The sequence below is a fragment of the Streptomyces sp. RPT161 genome (assembly GCF_027533845.1).
GTDB lineage: Bacteria > Actinomycetota > Actinomycetes > Streptomycetales > Streptomycetaceae > Streptantibioticus_A > Streptantibioticus_A silvisoli_A.
Map to the genome: position 1 here is coordinate 1 of NZ_JAPZVN010000017.1, position 14,686 is coordinate 14,686.

General features: G+C 70.6%; 13 protein-coding genes and 1 pseudogene. 9 read left to right on the plus strand and 5 right to left on the minus strand.

Going from position 1 to position 14,686, the window contains the following annotated elements; all coding sequences use genetic code 11:
• Positions 1-9: 9 nt before the first annotated feature.
• A complete protein-coding gene (locus O5O46_RS26310; protein WP_269858067.1) occupies positions 10-657 on the minus strand; it encodes a TetR/AcrR family transcriptional regulator in 648 nt (215 codons plus the stop codon).
• Positions 658-783: 126 nt separating this feature from the next.
• Here O5O46_RS26310 and O5O46_RS26315 point away from each other — a divergent pair, with 126 nt between their 5' ends.
• Together O5O46_RS26315 and O5O46_RS26320 are read left to right on the plus strand one after the other, a co-directional pair.
• A complete protein-coding gene (locus O5O46_RS26315; RefSeq protein WP_269858068.1) occupies positions 784-1,242 on the plus strand; it encodes a cupin domain-containing protein in 459 nt (152 codons plus the stop codon).
• Between the two features lie 27 nt (positions 1,243-1,269).
• Positions 1,270-2,058 (plus strand): alpha/beta fold hydrolase, encoded by a 789-nt coding sequence (locus O5O46_RS26320; protein ID WP_269858069.1) that lies wholly within the window; start codon positions 1,270-1,272, stop codon positions 2,056-2,058.
• A 366-nt stretch (positions 2,059-2,424) separates the two neighbouring features.
• On the opposite strand, the pseudogene O5O46_RS26325 reads toward O5O46_RS26320, so the two are convergent.
• Positions 2,425-2,602 (minus strand): annotated as a pseudogene (locus O5O46_RS26325) (helix-turn-helix domain-containing protein); the annotation flags it as partial.
• A 298-nt stretch (positions 2,603-2,900) separates the two neighbouring features.
• Positions 2,901-4,340 carry an MFS transporter gene (locus O5O46_RS26330; RefSeq protein ID WP_443072632.1) on the minus strand — a complete coding sequence of 480 codons (1,440 nt, stop codon included), beginning with the start codon at positions 4,338-4,340 and terminating at the stop codon, positions 2,901-2,903.
• Between the two features lie 251 nt (positions 4,341-4,591).
• Here O5O46_RS26330 and O5O46_RS26335 point away from each other — a divergent pair, with 251 nt between their 5' ends.
• The 7 genes from O5O46_RS26335 to O5O46_RS26365 all read left to right on the plus strand — a co-directional run bounded on the left by O5O46_RS26335 (position 4,592) and on the right by O5O46_RS26365 (position 12,450).
• Positions 4,592-5,518 (plus strand): helix-turn-helix transcriptional regulator, encoded by a 927-nt coding sequence (locus O5O46_RS26335; RefSeq protein WP_269858070.1) that lies wholly within the window; start codon positions 4,592-4,594, stop codon positions 5,516-5,518.
• A gap of 497 nt (positions 5,519-6,015) precedes the next feature.
• Positions 6,016-6,687, plus strand: coding sequence for a class I SAM-dependent methyltransferase (locus tag O5O46_RS26340; RefSeq protein ID WP_269858071.1), 672 nt, complete (start codon positions 6,016-6,018; stop codon positions 6,685-6,687).
• A 96-nt stretch (positions 6,688-6,783) separates the two neighbouring features.
• Positions 6,784-7,704 (plus strand): NAD(P)-dependent oxidoreductase, encoded by a 921-nt coding sequence (locus O5O46_RS26345; RefSeq protein WP_269858072.1) that lies wholly within the window; start codon positions 6,784-6,786, stop codon positions 7,702-7,704.
• A 96-nt stretch (positions 7,705-7,800) separates the two neighbouring features.
• Positions 7,801-9,501: a GH3 auxin-responsive promoter family protein gene (locus tag O5O46_RS26350; protein ID WP_269858073.1), complete on the plus strand. Its 1,701-nt coding sequence runs from the start codon at positions 7,801-7,803 to the stop codon at positions 9,499-9,501.
• Positions 9,502-9,551: 50 nt separating this feature from the next.
• On the plus strand, positions 9,552-10,433 hold the full coding sequence (locus O5O46_RS26355; RefSeq protein ID WP_269858074.1) for an alpha/beta hydrolase: 882 nt from the start codon (positions 9,552-9,554) through the stop codon (positions 10,431-10,433).
• Positions 10,430-11,632, plus strand: coding sequence for an enolase C-terminal domain-like protein (locus tag O5O46_RS26360; protein WP_269858075.1), 1,203 nt, complete (start codon positions 10,430-10,432; stop codon positions 11,630-11,632). Before O5O46_RS26355 ends, O5O46_RS26360 begins: the two co-directional genes overlap by 4 nt.
• Positions 11,633-11,691: 59 nt before the next feature.
• A complete protein-coding gene (locus O5O46_RS26365) occupies positions 11,692-12,450 on the plus strand; it encodes a fumarylacetoacetate hydrolase family protein (RefSeq protein WP_269858076.1) in 759 nt (252 codons plus the stop codon).
• Positions 12,451-12,606: 156 nt separating this feature from the next.
• On the opposite strand, the gene O5O46_RS26370 is transcribed toward O5O46_RS26365, so the two are convergent.
• Both O5O46_RS26370 and O5O46_RS26375 read right to left on the minus strand, forming a co-directional pair.
• Positions 12,607-13,014 (minus strand): SgcJ/EcaC family oxidoreductase, encoded by a 408-nt coding sequence (locus O5O46_RS26370; protein WP_269858077.1) that lies wholly within the window; start codon positions 13,012-13,014, stop codon positions 12,607-12,609.
• Between the two features lie 69 nt (positions 13,015-13,083).
• Positions 13,084-14,646 carry an MDR family MFS transporter gene (locus tag O5O46_RS26375; protein ID WP_269858078.1) on the minus strand — a complete coding sequence of 521 codons (1,563 nt, stop codon included), beginning with the start codon at positions 14,644-14,646 and terminating at the stop codon, positions 13,084-13,086.
• Positions 14,647-14,686 lie beyond the last annotated feature (40 nt).

The following is a 14,686-nucleotide window of genomic DNA, read 5'->3' on the forward strand; positions in this document are numbered from 1 at the left end:
GACATCTTTTTATGGTTGACGACCACTGTTGGAGCGGTCATGCGATCGGGCGCCCCGCCCGTGAGCGAGTGCGGCCTCGGTGAGGGTGGTGGCGGTGCGTACGACGCTGGCGATGGCGTCGTCGGGAGTGAGTCCGCACAGGTCGGTGAGGGAGAAGAGGGCTTCGGCGCTGACGGTCACGGCGAGGTCTCGTCTGAGTTGGGCAAGTGCCTCGGGGTCTGTCGTGCCGAGCACGTCCCGCAGGGGTGCGAGCGCGTGGTCGATCAGTCCGAACCGGACGCCGGGCCTGGTGGCCGCGCCTTCGGGCCGGGTGATGGTGACCGAGATCATGGCGCGCACCGCCCCTTGGCGGGCGAGTACGCCGCGGAGCAGGAACTCACAGGCGAAAGCGACGCGTTCGACGGGGTCGTCGCGGCCCGCGACCGGTGCGAGCGCTTCGGCGGGGGACGGCCACGCACCGGCCAGGGCTTCGCTGATCAGCGAGGGGAGGTCGGGGAAGTACCGGTAGGCGGTGGCCTCGGATACCCGCGCCAACCGCGCGACCTCGGGCATGGTCACCTCGTGGCCGGTGCGGATGAGTTCACCGGCGGCCCCGACGATCGCCGTACGCGTGCGCTTCTTCTGGTTGGTGCGGCCGGTGCCGGTCTGCGTCGTCATCGGTGCGGCCTCCTTCTGTTCTGCGCAGCCATCCTATTGGCACCCTCTCATTATGAGAGCGCACTTGCACAACGAGAACGAGTGCCCTACCTTCATGAAAGTCAACTCTCACGAAGGAGCTGGGCGATGAACGAGGTTTCCGTGGTCGGCCCGGACGACGGCGAGACGATCCACCTGGGACCGACACAGATGCGCATCCTCGAAGACGGCAGCACCACCGGGCACCGTCTCGGGATCGGCGAGATCACCATCGCCCCGCACACCGAAGGGCCGCCCCAGCACCGCCACGCCCAACACGACGAGGGCTTCTACGTCGTGGCCGGAACGGTGCACTTCACCATCGGGCAGACAATCCATGTAGCCCCGGCCGGAACGCTCGCGATGATCCCGCCCGGCGCCCCGCACACCTTCGCCAACCTCGGCGACGAGCCGGCCGTGATGCTCAACACCTTCACGCCCGACCTGTACGTGAACTACTTCCGCGACCTGCGGGACATGATCGCCAGCGGCCAGGAGCTGACCGCGCAGGCGACCATCGAGACGATGGGCCAATACGCCACCGTCCCCGCCACCGACTTCGCGTAACGCCCCACACCAACGAGGAGAACGCCGATGACCAGCACCGTCCACACCCTCGCCCTCGCCGAGGGCGATCTCGCGATCACCGTCGACGACCAGGGCCAGGGCCACTCGTTCCTCCTGCTGCACGGCGGCGGTGGCCCACAGACGATCGCGCCTTTCGGTCAACTCCTCGCCGAGCAGCGGCCCGCGCGGGTCATAACTCCCGTCCACCCCGGCTTCGGCGGCACCGCCCGCCCCGACTGGCTCACCGACATCCCCACCCTCGCCCAGGCCTACGCACGGCTGCTCGACGAACTCGACCTGCACGACGTCACCATCGTCGGCAACTCCATCGGCGGTTGGATCGCCGCCGAACTGGCGCTGCTCAGCTCCGACCGGATCAGTGGCCACGTCCTCGTCAACGCCGTCGGCATCACCGTTCCCGGCCATCCCATCGCCGACATCTTCCCCCTGACGCCCGCCGAGTTGTCCAAGCTCTCCTTCCACGACCCCGCGAAGTTCGCCATAGACCCCGCCACCCTCCCCGAGGCCGCCCGCGCGGTGATGGCCGCCAACCGGACCGCCCTCGCGATCTACCAGGGCCCGCACGCCGCGGGCGACCCCTCCCTACGCGAGCGGCTGGCCAAGGTCACGCGACCGACCCTCGTCGTGTGGGGCGAGAGCGACCAGGTCGTCGACGCCGACTACGGACGCGCCTTCGCCGCCGCCATCCCCCACGCCGGCTTCGAACTGCTGCACAACACCGGTCACCTGCCGCAGATCGAGTCGCCCACCCAACTCCTGTCCATGGTCTGGGACTTCGCCGGACCCCACGCCTGAACCGGGGAGTGCCGCGTGTCCGGCGCTGCCGAACCCGGCCGCATGCAGCGGGTGTCGATGACGAGGCCGATGCGGCCGACTACGACGCCGAGGCTTTGAGGCCGATGCCGCGGAGCAACGCGGAGAACTCACCCCGCAAAATGACGACGCGCTCGCCCTCGTTGCCCCGCTGGTGCCCATGAGGCCGACCTGGCAGAGCAGGCACAGCGAACGGGATGAGGACGACTACCGCTGATCCAGGGCCTACGCGGTTCGGCGGGGTTTGGCCCCTCGCCCACGGTGGGCCGCGTGCCTCACCGTTGGCGAGGACGCGCCCATCTCGTGCCGTGAAAGGGCTCGTTCCAATCCAGGTGCAGCGTCTTGGACCACGCTCCATGAGCTGTGCGCCAAGCAGTTGCTCAAGCCGCTGGATCTGCCGACTCAACGACGGCTGGGCCAGGTGCAGTTCGGCCGCCGCTCGCCCGAAGTGCCTGTGTTCGGCGACAACCACGAAGTAACGCACAAGCCGCAAGTCGAGGTTCGGCGTCGTCTCAGCGTCAGACATGCCCGGAGGCGTCCCCGCCCGACCGTTAACTTCGGCGATGCTCATCCCACATGGACGATGACGGTCAGGTCTTGGACAGTGGCAAACCACCTGCCGCGATCTCGCAGGGTGCGGACCACGCGATCCGACGGCGGGTTCATGCCCGTGTGCACGGGAGCAGCCCCCCGACGATGACGAACACTTCGCCGCGCTGCGGCTGCTGCCGATATGCGACCGGGAAAAGGCGTTGGAATGCGGGAGATGGCCTCGGCCGCTCCCTCGGGGGCGGAGCGGCCGACGGCAAGGGTGGGCCCCTTGTTCAGGAGCCCGTCTCGGTCCCGGCGGCGTAGGCGGCCTGCTGCCGCGGCGACGCCGCCACGCGGTCGACGGGGCGGGTGGTCGTGAGAAGGGTGAGGACGAGGATGGCGGCGCCGCAAGCGGTGACGAGCCAGAAGGCAGGACGTGCGGCCGCGACGAAGCCCGCGTAGGTGCCGTGGTGGAGGCCGGCGGCGAGGACGGCGCCGAGAACGGCGACGCCGAGGGCCTGGCCGAACTGCCGGCAGGTGGAGACGACGGCGGCGGCCACGCCGGCCTGTTCCTGGGGCATGCCGGCCATGGCGGCGTTGGTGACCGGGGTGTTGGCCAGGCCCACACCGATCCCGATCAGGCAGTAGGCGGGAAAGAGCAGGATGTTGCGGGTCTCCGCGTCGGCGGCGGCGAGCAGCAGGCCACCGCCGGTGGTTGCGGCGCCGGCGAGCAGCAGCGGAAGACGCGGCCCGTACGCCGCGGTCAGCCGGCCGGAGATGGGCGAGGTGAGGATGTTCATGCCAGCCATGGGCAGCAGGTACGCCCCGGCGGCCAGCGCGCTCAGCCCTCGTACGTTCTGGAGATAGAGCGTGTTGAGGAAGAGGAATCCGCCGAGGACGAAGAACGAGCAGACCGCCATGGCACTCGCTCCGCTGAACGCGGCGCTACGGAACACCCGCAGGTCGACCAGGGGTTCGGGGCGCCGCCGCTCGTAGGGGATCAGGGCGATGAGCGCGGCTCCGGCCGCGACGGCGCAGCCAAGGGTCGCCGGAGCGCTCCAACCGGTGGCGGGCACCTCGATGATGGCGTAGGTCAAGGTGGCCATCAGGATGATGACCAGGAGTTGTCCGATCGGGTCCATCCGGCGCGGGGCGGCGGCACGGGACTCGGGGACGAAGCGGGCGGCGCACACCAGGGCCGCCAGTCCGATGGGCAGGTTGAGCCAGAAGATCGAGCGCCAACCCGCGGTCTGCACCAGTACGCCCCCTACCAGCGGCCCGGCCGCCATCGCGACCCCCATCACCGCGCCCCACACGCCGATGGCGCGGGCACGGTCCCGCGGTTCGGTGAAGACGTTGGTGATGATGGACATCGCCACGGGGTTGAGCATCGAGGCACCGATCGCCTGGAGGACGCGGAAGGCGGTCAGCCAGCCCAGGCCCGGTGCCAGTCCGCACAGCAGGGAGCCGAGGGTGAACACGGCGAGCCCGGTCTGGAAGACGCGGCGGCGACCGAGCCGGTCACCGGCCGAGCCTGCCAGCATCAACAGCGCGGCCAGCACGATCAGATAGGCGTCGGTGGTCCACTGGAGGCCCGACAGCGAGCTGTGCAGATCGCGTTGCATCGCGGGGAGCGCCACGTTCAGCACGGTGTTGTTGAGGTTGCCGATGAAGACGCTGGTGCAGCAGACGGCGAGCACCAGGCGGCGGCGCCGCACGTCGCGTTCCGCCAGTCCCGCGCCGTCACGAACCTCGACGGAGACTGCCCGCTCACCGTTGTGTAGTGGGCGTCCGTGCCCCCGTCCGTGCGTCACTTCCCGTCGCTCCCCCGTGGTTTGCCGCGCGGCCCGCGCGGATCCGGTAGCCGCCGCAGGGTTCGCGGCGCGCCCTCAGCTTGCCGCCCGCGCCGCTGCCCGGGGAGACCCCCGTTGGGGGCCCTGACAAGGCCCCCCAACCGCGGCCCGTGTCGATGCATACTGCACGGGTGGGCAGCAGAACCGAACTGGGGGAGTTCCTGCGGACCCGGCGCAGCCGGATCACGCCGGAAGAGGTCGGCCTACCGTCGTCCGCCGGGATCCGACGTACCGCCGGACTGCGCCGCGAGGAGGTCGCCATCCTCGCGGGGGTCAGCATCGAGTACTACCGGCGCCTGGAACAGGGAAAGCAGCAGCGGCCGAGCGGGGCGGTACTGGCGGCCATCGCGCAGGTGCTGAAGCTCAGTGAGGACGAGCACCGGCACCTGACCGAACTCTCCCGCTCCCGGCCGAACGAGGTGGCCGGACAGACGCATCAGCGCCGGGCGTCACGCACGGTGCGGGACGAGGTACGCCGCATGCTCGACGTCGTGCTGCCCTACCCGGCCTGCGTCCTGAGCCGTTCCAGCGACCTGCTCGCCGCCAACGACCCGGCGCTGTGTCTGTTCCCGGGCATCGAGGACTGGCCGGAGCGGCGTCGCAACACCGCCCGCTACGCCTTCCTGCATCCGGCCGCCCGGCAGCTGTACGGGAACTGGGACGACGTCGCCCGTGGCGTGGTCGCGCACCTGCGCACGGCGATCGTGCTGCATCCCGGTGCGCCGGAGCTTCAGGAGCTGGTGAGCGAACTCTCCGAGCACAGCCCGGAGTTCGCGGATCTGTGGCGGCGGTACGACGTACGCACCCGTACCAACGGACGCAAGGTGTACCACCATCCGGTGGCAGGCTCCATGACACTGACCTACGAGGCGTTCGACGTGGCTCGCAGCGACGGCCAGCGACTGGTCGTCTACCAGGCGGCGCCTCACACCCGGGACCACGACGCCCTGCTGCTCCTCGCCCGCCGACCGTCCCCGCTCGCCCCGACGGCCTGGGAGTACGCGGCTCAGGCGCGGAACGGTGCCGGCGAACTGACCGCCGACCGGGGTGCGCCATGACGCTCTGCTGACCGGCGGACTCGCCCATGGTGAGGCGCCAGGACGAAGCGGTGAGCATTCCGGTTCGCCCGGCCTGTTGCCCTGTTCCGCCGGTCCTTCGTGGTGCCGTCCCGGCTGCCCTTTCCTTCCACCACTCATGACGGACGCCAGCGGAAATCGGAACAGAATTCATTCCGAGCCCGTTTGCGGGGAGAGGTACACGCTAATCCGGACGCCCGGTACACTTTTGGTAGCGGCGACATTCTCGGCTACCTGCATTTCAACTACTCACGTTCAGTCGCTCCAGGTCACTACAGCAACTCCGCCCCGAATCCGACTTTTCCGCGATTCAGAACATTCCGCTTTCCTGTGTGCTTCGCCACTCTGGATTAACTCGATTATCCGGTGCTAGCATCCCTTTCATGACGCAGGTAACGCCTGATTCCGCAGACCGCTTCAGTGGTTTCGCGGAGCAATACGACCGTGTTCGTCCGCGTCCGCCGCAGGAGCTCGCGGACATGCTCCGGCAGTGGGCCGGAGTCGCGGAGCCGTCCGTCGTCGACATCGGCTGCGGCACCGGTCTGTCGTGCACCATCTGGCCCGAGGTGACCGGTGTGGAGCCGTCCGCCGAGATGCGGGCGATAGCCGCCAGACGTGGGGTGCGCGTCGTCGCAGGCTCCGCGGAGGACACTGGGCTGCCCGGCGAGTGCGCCGACATCGTGACGGTCAGCCATGCGCTGCACTGGTTCGACGCCGCGCGGGCCTTCCCGGAGATCGCCCGCATCATGCGGCCCGGAGCGGTCCTCGCCGCCTTCGACTTCGACTGGCCGCCGGCCGTCGATCCCGAAGTGGACGCCGCCTACCGGGAGTTCGAGGCGACCCACAACGCGCTGGAGGCCGAGCGCGGCCTACGTCCCGCTTTCGCGCCCAAGAGCGAGCACCTTGAGCGGCTGCGTCACAGCGGCCTTTTCCGGCACGTGAACGAAGTGTGCCTGCACATGAGGGAATCGGGCTCTGCGGAGCGTTTCGTCGCCGTCGCCGCGAGCCAGGGTGGAGTCGTCGCACTCCTTGAGGAAGGCGTGAGCGAGCACGAACTGGGCCTGACCCGGCTGCGCGAGGTCGCCGAGCGCCGTATCACCGAGCAGAAGACATGGTGGTGGACCTGCCGGGTCCGGCTCGCGGTGCGGTAAAGGGCCGCCACGGCCGCGTGCCGCGACGGAACGGCCGCGGAACGAAGCGGAGCGGATGCGTATCTAGGGGGAAAGGCCATGGGGGAACGCGTTGTCATGCCCGAGTGCCGAGGGTATCCGCGGTTATCGGAACTCGTCCGTAGTTGCCCCGGCGGTGCCTCGGTAAAGGTCTTCACCGACCCGTGCCCGACGCCCGAACTCCTCGAAGAACGCATCCGCGGCGCGGATACGGTGCTCCATTTCTTCCATGCGCCACCGCTTGCCGCCGAGGCGCTGCTGGCCGAGCGGCCGAGGAGGGTCGTCGTGGCTGGGCCGCACGGCGGTCCCGACATCTCCCTCCTTCAGCGAGCGGGGATCGAGGTGTACGACACTCCCGGGCTGGCGGCGGACTCGGTGGCCGAGTTCGCCATCACCCTGCTGCTGATGCTGGCCCACCGGATCCCCAGCGCCGTCGGCGCCGCCGGTGACATCCCGGCCGCGGGGCGGGAGCTGACGGGGAAGACGCTGGGCATCGTGGGCTGGGGACGCATCGGTTCCCGGACGGCCCGGCTGGCGCAGGGCATCGGGATGCGGGTCGCGGCCTGGTCGCCATCACTGGACGAGGAGACCGCGCGGGCCGCCGGGGTCCGGCGCCTGCCCCTGGACACCCTGCTCGGCGGCGTGGACGCGGTAAGTCTCCATCTGCGTCAGGCCCCGGGCACCCGGCAGTTGATCGACGCCCGCCGACTCGCCTTGCTCGGCTCCGGAACGCTGCTGGTCAACACGGCCCGCGCGGGCCTGCTGGACATGGCGGAGCTGCGCCGTCGGCTGGCCGCCGGCCTGGTCGGCGGCGTCGCCCTCGACGTGGCGGAGGTCGAGCCGCTGCCGCCGGATGACCCGCTGCGCACCGACCCACGGGTGCTGGCCACCCCGCACATGGCGTGGATGACCGACGAGGCCGTCGTCCGCTTCCTGACCGCCGCCCTCGCCTTCGCCACGACCGGGCGGGACACCGGCACGGTCCGGCGGGTCGCCTGACCCGAGGACCGAGCGGAACCGCACACGACCACATGAACCGCACCGCTGCCGGGAGCCGTCCGCCGTGGCCGCGGTGAACGACGAAGGGGGATACGGATGGCCTTTCCCAGCAGTCTGCCCGCGCCCACCCGCGACGCGGTTGGCGAGAACTTCGTGGCCCGGACCCTGAGCGCCCTGGCTCGGCAGCGGGAGTTGTGCCGTGACCCCCGCCCGGTCGCCGAAGGCGTACTGCGCGACCTACTGGACCAGGCCCGCGGCACCGCTTTCGGGCGGGACCACGAACTGGCGAAGGTCACCACCGCCGCACAATGGCGGCGGGCCGTGCCCATCCGGGGCTACGAGGCGTTACGGCCTTACGTCGAGCGGCAGTTGGCCGGGGAGGCGGACATCCTCACCCGCAGCGCGCCGTACGCCTTCCTCACCACCTCCGGGTCGAGCGGGCGCCCCAAGTACATCCCGACCACCCGGCACTGGCGGGACCGGTACCGGGGCCGTGGCCTGTACGCCCAGTGGGGCCTGTACTTCGAGCGGATCGGGGAGGCCCACCACGCCGCCGACCGCGTGCTGGACCTGTCCTGGGAGCGCACACCGGTCTCCCGCAGCAGGGGCGGCTTCCCCGTCTACAGCATCTCCCGGCGCCCGGCCGCGGTCGGCGCCGAGGACTGGGTGCCACCGTGGTATGACGCGCCCTGGCTGCGCGGGGACGACGAGGAGGAGTACGCCGACAGCCTCTACCGCAAGCTGTGCCTGCTGGCCGGGTCGGACGTCCGGATGGTGGTGACGCTCAACCCCTCCAAGATCGTGGGCCTGGCGGAGCAACTGGAAGGACGCGGAGCCGAGTTGGTGGACGACGTCGCCAAGGGCACTGTCTGCGGCCGGCCGGTGCCGGGGACACTGCCCGACCCGTGGCTGGCCCGCACGCTGGAACGCAGGCTGCGGCGACGGCCGGAGGGCCTGCGCCTGTCCGACCTGTGGCCCGGGCTGTCCCTGGTGGTCTGCTGGAACTCCGCCTCGGCCGGGCTGTACCGGGACTGGCTGGAGAAGGTCACGCCCGGCATCCCCAAGCTGCCGTTCAGCACCACCGGCACCGAGGGGATCGTCACCATCCCGGTGGACGGCCACCCTTCGGCCGGTCCGCTCGCCGCCGACCAGGGCCTCTTCGAGTTCGTTCCGTACGACGAAGGCGACGGCGGAGAGCCACTGGCGCCGTGGACGCAGACCCTGTCCCCGCAGGAACTGGAGACCGGCCGCTCCTACCGGCTGGTGATGAGCCAGGCCAACGGGCTGTACCGGTACGACGTGGGGGACGTCTACACCGCGCTGGGTACGGTGGGCGCGCTGCCGCGGCTGGAGTTCGTCGGCCGGGTCGGCTTCGGCAGCTCCTTCACCGGCGAGAAGCTCACCGAGGCCCACGTCTACCAGGCCGTCCGGGAGGCCCACGACCGCGCCTGGGGGAACCTGCCGGTGTTCACCTGCGTCCCGTGCTGGGGCACGCCGCCCGGCTACGTGCTGGCGGTCGAATGGACGGCGGGACTGGGCCGGTCCGAGCGCAAGGGGTTCGCAGCCGCGGCCGAAGCGGCTCTCCAGCGGTGCAACCCGGAGTACGCGGAGAAGCGCCGCACCGAGCGCCTGCGCCCGCTGCGCGTCCTGCCGCTGGCCCCCGGAAGTTTCCTCGCCATCGCGGAGGCCCAACGGCGCCGCGGCGCGGCGGCCATGCAGATCAAGCACCACTGGCTCCAACGCGACGGCGCCCTGCTGGAGTTGATCGAGGAACTCGGACTCGCCCTGCCCGAGTGACCCGTCCACCGGGCGACGAACACGACCCCGCCGAAAGGTGACCCATCGCTGTGATCACCCAACCTGCCTCCCCGACCTTTCACCGCGTCCGCACGACCACCGCTGCGGACGGTGTCCCGCTGACCGTGCACCAATGGGAGCCCGAGGAGCCGCGCGGAGCCGTCTTCTACGTGCACGGCCTGCAAAGCCACGCCGGTTGGCTGTTCGAGAGCGGGCCCGAACTGGCCGCCCGCGGCTGCGCGGTGTACGCCGCCGACCGGCGCGGCTCCGGAACCAGCGGCGGCCAGCGCGGTCATCTGCCGTCGGCGGAGGCGGTGCTGGACGATTACGCGGCCCACTTCGACGCGGTGCGGGACCGCTGCCCGCAGGGCGTGCCGGTCACCGCGGTCGGCCAGAGCTTCGGCGGCAGTGTCCTGGGCGCGCTGCTTTCCACCGGTCGCATCGCACCCGACGCCGTGGTGCTGTGCGCGCCCGCGCTGGGGCAGCAGTACCGTCGGCACGGACGCGACGGCATGGACCGGATCCGCGAGCGGACCGGCCTTCGCCGGTCCCCGGTCACGCTGAAGGACGAGGACTACACCGCGGACCACGGCTACCTCTCCTTCATGGCCAACGACCACCTGATGTTGCGTCAGACCACGGATGGTTTCCGCGCCGCCATGGTCGAACTTGAGCTGCTGTACCGCGAGTCGGGCCCGTGGCGCTGGCACGGACCGCAGGTCCCGGTGTACTACGCGCGGCCGGAGCGGGACGCCATCATCGACCTGGACGCGGTGGCCGAGGTGCTGTCCCGGTTGTGCCCGCAGGCCGTCGAGGTGCGGTTCGCCGCCGACCACCACTACCTGGAGTTCTCCGCGGTGCGGGACCGGTTCTGGGACTGGCTGGCCGGCGTGGCGGTGCCGGGGGCGGCCGGTCGGGAGGGCTGTCTGTGACCGCCGCGCTGGAGGTGCTCGCCGTCCACACCGCGACGGTGCCCATGAGACGGATCTTCGCGCACGCCAGCCACAGCCACTCCGCTACCCGGTCGGTGCTGGTCACCGTACGGCTGCACGGCACGGAGGGCTGGGGGGAGGGCGCGCCCCGGCCCTATGTGACCGGGGAGACCCTTCAGGGCGCGGCGCGCTGTCTGCGGAGCGTGGACCCGGCCGTGCTCGGCCCACTGCTGCCCGCCGACGACTTCAGCGGCGCGGTCGACGCGTTGTCCTCCCTGGACCTGCCCCGGCTGCTGGGCGGTTCGCGCCCGGCCCCGGCCGCCGCGGCGGCGTTGGAGACCGCGTTGCTGGACGCCCTGTGCCGACTGCACGGGCGGTCGATGTCCGACGTCCTGGACGCCTGCCGCTGGGCCGCACCGGTGCTGACAGCCGCGTCGGCGCGTCGCGTCGTCAGCGAGGTGGTGGACACCAGCCGTACCCCGGCCGAGCAGTTGGGGATGCTGCCGGCCGCGGCGCGCTCCCGGCTGCGCCATGTGAAGCTCAAGGCGCTGCCGTCCCCCGAGGAGACGGCGGAGCGCGCCCGGGAGGCGCGGCGACTGCTGGGGCCCGCCGTCCGGCTCTCCGTCGACGTCAACGGCGGCTGGTCGCCGCAGGCCGCGGAGGAAGGCGCCCGCCTGCTGCGGGAGTCGGCCGCGGTGGACTGGTTGGAGGAGCCGACCACGCCCAGGGACTGGACGACCCTGAGCCGCATCCAGAGCGGCGGCATGCCGGTGATGCTCGACGAATCCGCGGTGGACGCGGTGGACCTCGCCTGGGCGGTCACCACAGGTGCGGCATCGCTGATCAACGTCCGGATCTCCAAGTGCGGCGGTCTGCTCCCCGCGTTGCGCCTGGCGTCCCTCGCACACGGGGAGGGGTTGCGGGTGCAGGTGGGGGTTCAGGTCGGCGAGGTGGGTCCGCTGTGGTCGACCGGGCGGACGCTGGCGGCACGGCTGGCCGACGTCGTCGCGGTGGAGTGCGGGCGCCAGGACGAATGGTTCCCCACCCCGCTCACCGAGCCGCGCTACACCGTGGACCGCGATCACCATCTGGCCCCACCGCCACCCGGCCCGGGGCACGGGCTGCGTCCCGCCGCCCCCCTCGTTCCGCACCTGGCCGACGTGCCGACCGCGGAACCCGAGCAGCCGTCGACCGACTGAACCGGCAGTCCGGCGATGCGCACAACAACCGCAGTCAAGGTGACCAGGAGGACAGCACGATGCATCTCGCACGCGTGATGACAGAGCACGGCCCACGCTACGGCGCGGTCGACCCGAAGGAGCGCTCGGTCCGGATCCTCGCGGACGAGTGCTTCCCGCCCGGCCCGTCGCCGCAATTCACCGGGCTGAGCGTGCCGTTGGACGGGGCACGGCTGCTGGCGCCGGTGGCCCCCGGCAAGATCGTGGTCATCGGCCGCAACTACGGGAGCCGCGCAGACGCCGCCGACACCCTGGTGCTCCATCTCAAGCCCCCCACCGCCGTCACCGGACCCGGGGAGCCGATCCTGCTGCCCTCCGGTTCGAAGGACGTCCGGTACGAGGGCGAACTGGCCGTGGTGATCGGCAGCGTCTGCCGCGCGGTGGACCCCGACCAGGCCGAGGCCCACGTCTTCGGCTACACCTGCGCCAACGACGTCACCGCCTGGGACATCGGGACCGAAGGAGGGCAGTGGACGAAGGCCAAGGGCATGGACACCTTCTGCCCGCTCGGCCCCTGGATCACCACCGACGTCGACCCGGCGGCGGCCGTCATCACCACGCACGTCAACGGAGAACTGCGGCAGCACGGCAGCACCGCAGAGCTCACCCGTGCCACCGCCGTGCTGGTCTCCGAGGTCAGCCACCTGATGACGCTGCTCCCGGGCGACTTGCTGCTGACCGGCACCCCTGGGGGAAGCGCGTCCCTGGCCGACGGCGACGAGGTGACGGTCGCCATCGAAGGCATCGGTGCCCTGCGCAACCCGGTCGTTGGACGGTAGCGCGGCTGCCCCCGGCCACGGCGACTTCCAGGATCCACCTCGCGATGTTCGACCTCGTAAGCCGACGCCTCGCCCGAGATCTCATCCCGAACTGGCGCGAGAGATCCAGCGCGCCGCGGGAATCGATCCCCACCTCGCATCGACCCGTGGCATCCGTCAGTCGTTGTACGCGCGCTTCGCCCCCTCGCTCATCGCCGTGTTCTGGAAGGCGACGCACAGCCAACGTCCCTCCCGGCGGCGCAGCACGTACGTTTGGAACTTGTCGTAGCCGAGCGCGGGTTGGGGGCCGACCCCGCCGATCGTCGTCACCACGCTCGTGTCGACGTCCACGGTCCGCACGTCGATCGGCTTCACGATCATGCGGGTGCCCTTCTGCCACACGGTGAAGACTTCGTGGTGCGTCCGCTCGATCTCCGGCCTGCCGAGGATCGCTTCGCCGATGAACGCGATGTAGGAGGCGTCCTCGGAGAACTGGGCGGCGTACGCCTGTGCGTCACCGGCGTTCCAGGCCTCTCGCACCCGGTTGAGGAACGCTTCCACCGTCTCGTCACAACTGCTGGTCACGGTTTTCTCCTTGAGGTGTCAGGGCGGTCCGTGCTGGGGCGGCCTGCGACCGCTTGCCGGGGGCCAGCGCTACTTCGCTGCCGTTTGCTCCTTCGGCTCGGGTGCGGTACGCACCTCCGCGGGCTTGCCGCGCAGCGGCACTTCCTTCACGCAGACCGCGGCGGCGAGGCCGGCGGCCGCCACGATCGAGGCCACCAGGAAGATCTGGTGGGTGCCGTGCACGACCGCCCGCAGGTAGGCGTCCTCGGCCGCACGCGGCAGGTGTGCCAGTGCCGAGCCGCCCGCATGTGCGCCCTCACCGGGTGCGCCGTTGGCAGAGGCGTGGCCCTGGACGGCCCGGGTGAACAGGGCGCCGAACACCGCGACACCCAGGGAGCCGCCGAGCGTGCGGAACAGGTTGGTGGCGGCCGAGGCGGCGCCCATGTCGCGGAGTTCGACGCTGTTTTGCGCGATGGTGTTGGCCATCTGCAGGGCGAACCCGGTGCCGATGCCGACCAGGACCATGAAGGCGCTGGTGGCGGTTCGGGAGGTGTGGGTGTTCATCGAGGACAGCAGGCCCATGCCGATCGTGAGGGAGACCGCGCCGATGATGGGGAAGATCTTGTAACGGCCGGTCCTGGTCATGACCTTGCCGGCGATGTTGGAGGCGATGACGGTGCCGATCATCATCGGCAGCAACAGCAGGCCGGAGTTGGTGGCGGAGGCGCCCTGCACGGTCTGCTGGTACAGCGGCAGGTAGAGCGTGCCGCCGAACATGGCCACACCCGAGACGACGAGCAGCACCGCCGCCAGTGGGAAGTTGCGGCTGCCGGTGAAGATCCGAAGCGGCAGCAGCGGTTCGGTGGAACGCCGCTGGGAGGCGATGAAGGCCACGAGCAGCGCCACGGTGGCCGCGGCGAGCGTGAGTATCTGCCACGAGCCCCAGGCGTACGTGTCGCCCGCCCAGGTGGCCGCCATCACGATGGTGCTGACCATGGCCGTCATCAAGGTGATGCCCAGCCAGTCGATCACGACCTTGCCGCGCCGCATGTGCGGGACGTGCAGCAGCAGTTGGCACCACACGATGCAGATCAGCCCGACGGGCAGGTTGATGTAGAAGGCCCAACGCCAGCCGAGGTGGCCGGTGATGACCCCGCCTGCCAGCGGACCGCCGATGCTGCCGACCGCCATGACGATGGCGACCATGCCCTGGTAGCGGCCACGTTCCCGGGGCGGCAGCAGGGCGCCGATCAGCGCGAAGGCGCCCGCACCAAGGCCGCCCGCGCCCACGCCCTGCAGAGCCCGGAAGATGATCAGCTCGTTCATCGTCGAGGCCGTCCCGCACAGCGCGGACGCGCCCAGGAAGACCACGATGGAGGCCAAGAACATGCCCTTGCGGTTGTACAGGTCCCCCAACTTGCCCCAGATCGGCGTGGAGCAGGCGGTGGTGAGGGTGTAGGCCGTCACGACCCACGACAGGCTGTCCACACCGCCGATGTCGTTCACGATCGTGGGCATCGCGGTGCCGACGATCAGGCCGTCGAGCTGGGACAGCAGCAGGGCCAGCATGATGCCGAGCAGCACCCAGCGGATGTTCTTGGGGACAACGGGCTGCGAAACCCCGTCGGGCGGTGCGGACTTGGGTGCGGTCATGGTGGACCACTCCTTTCGGATCGGGGCGGCACGGGTCGCC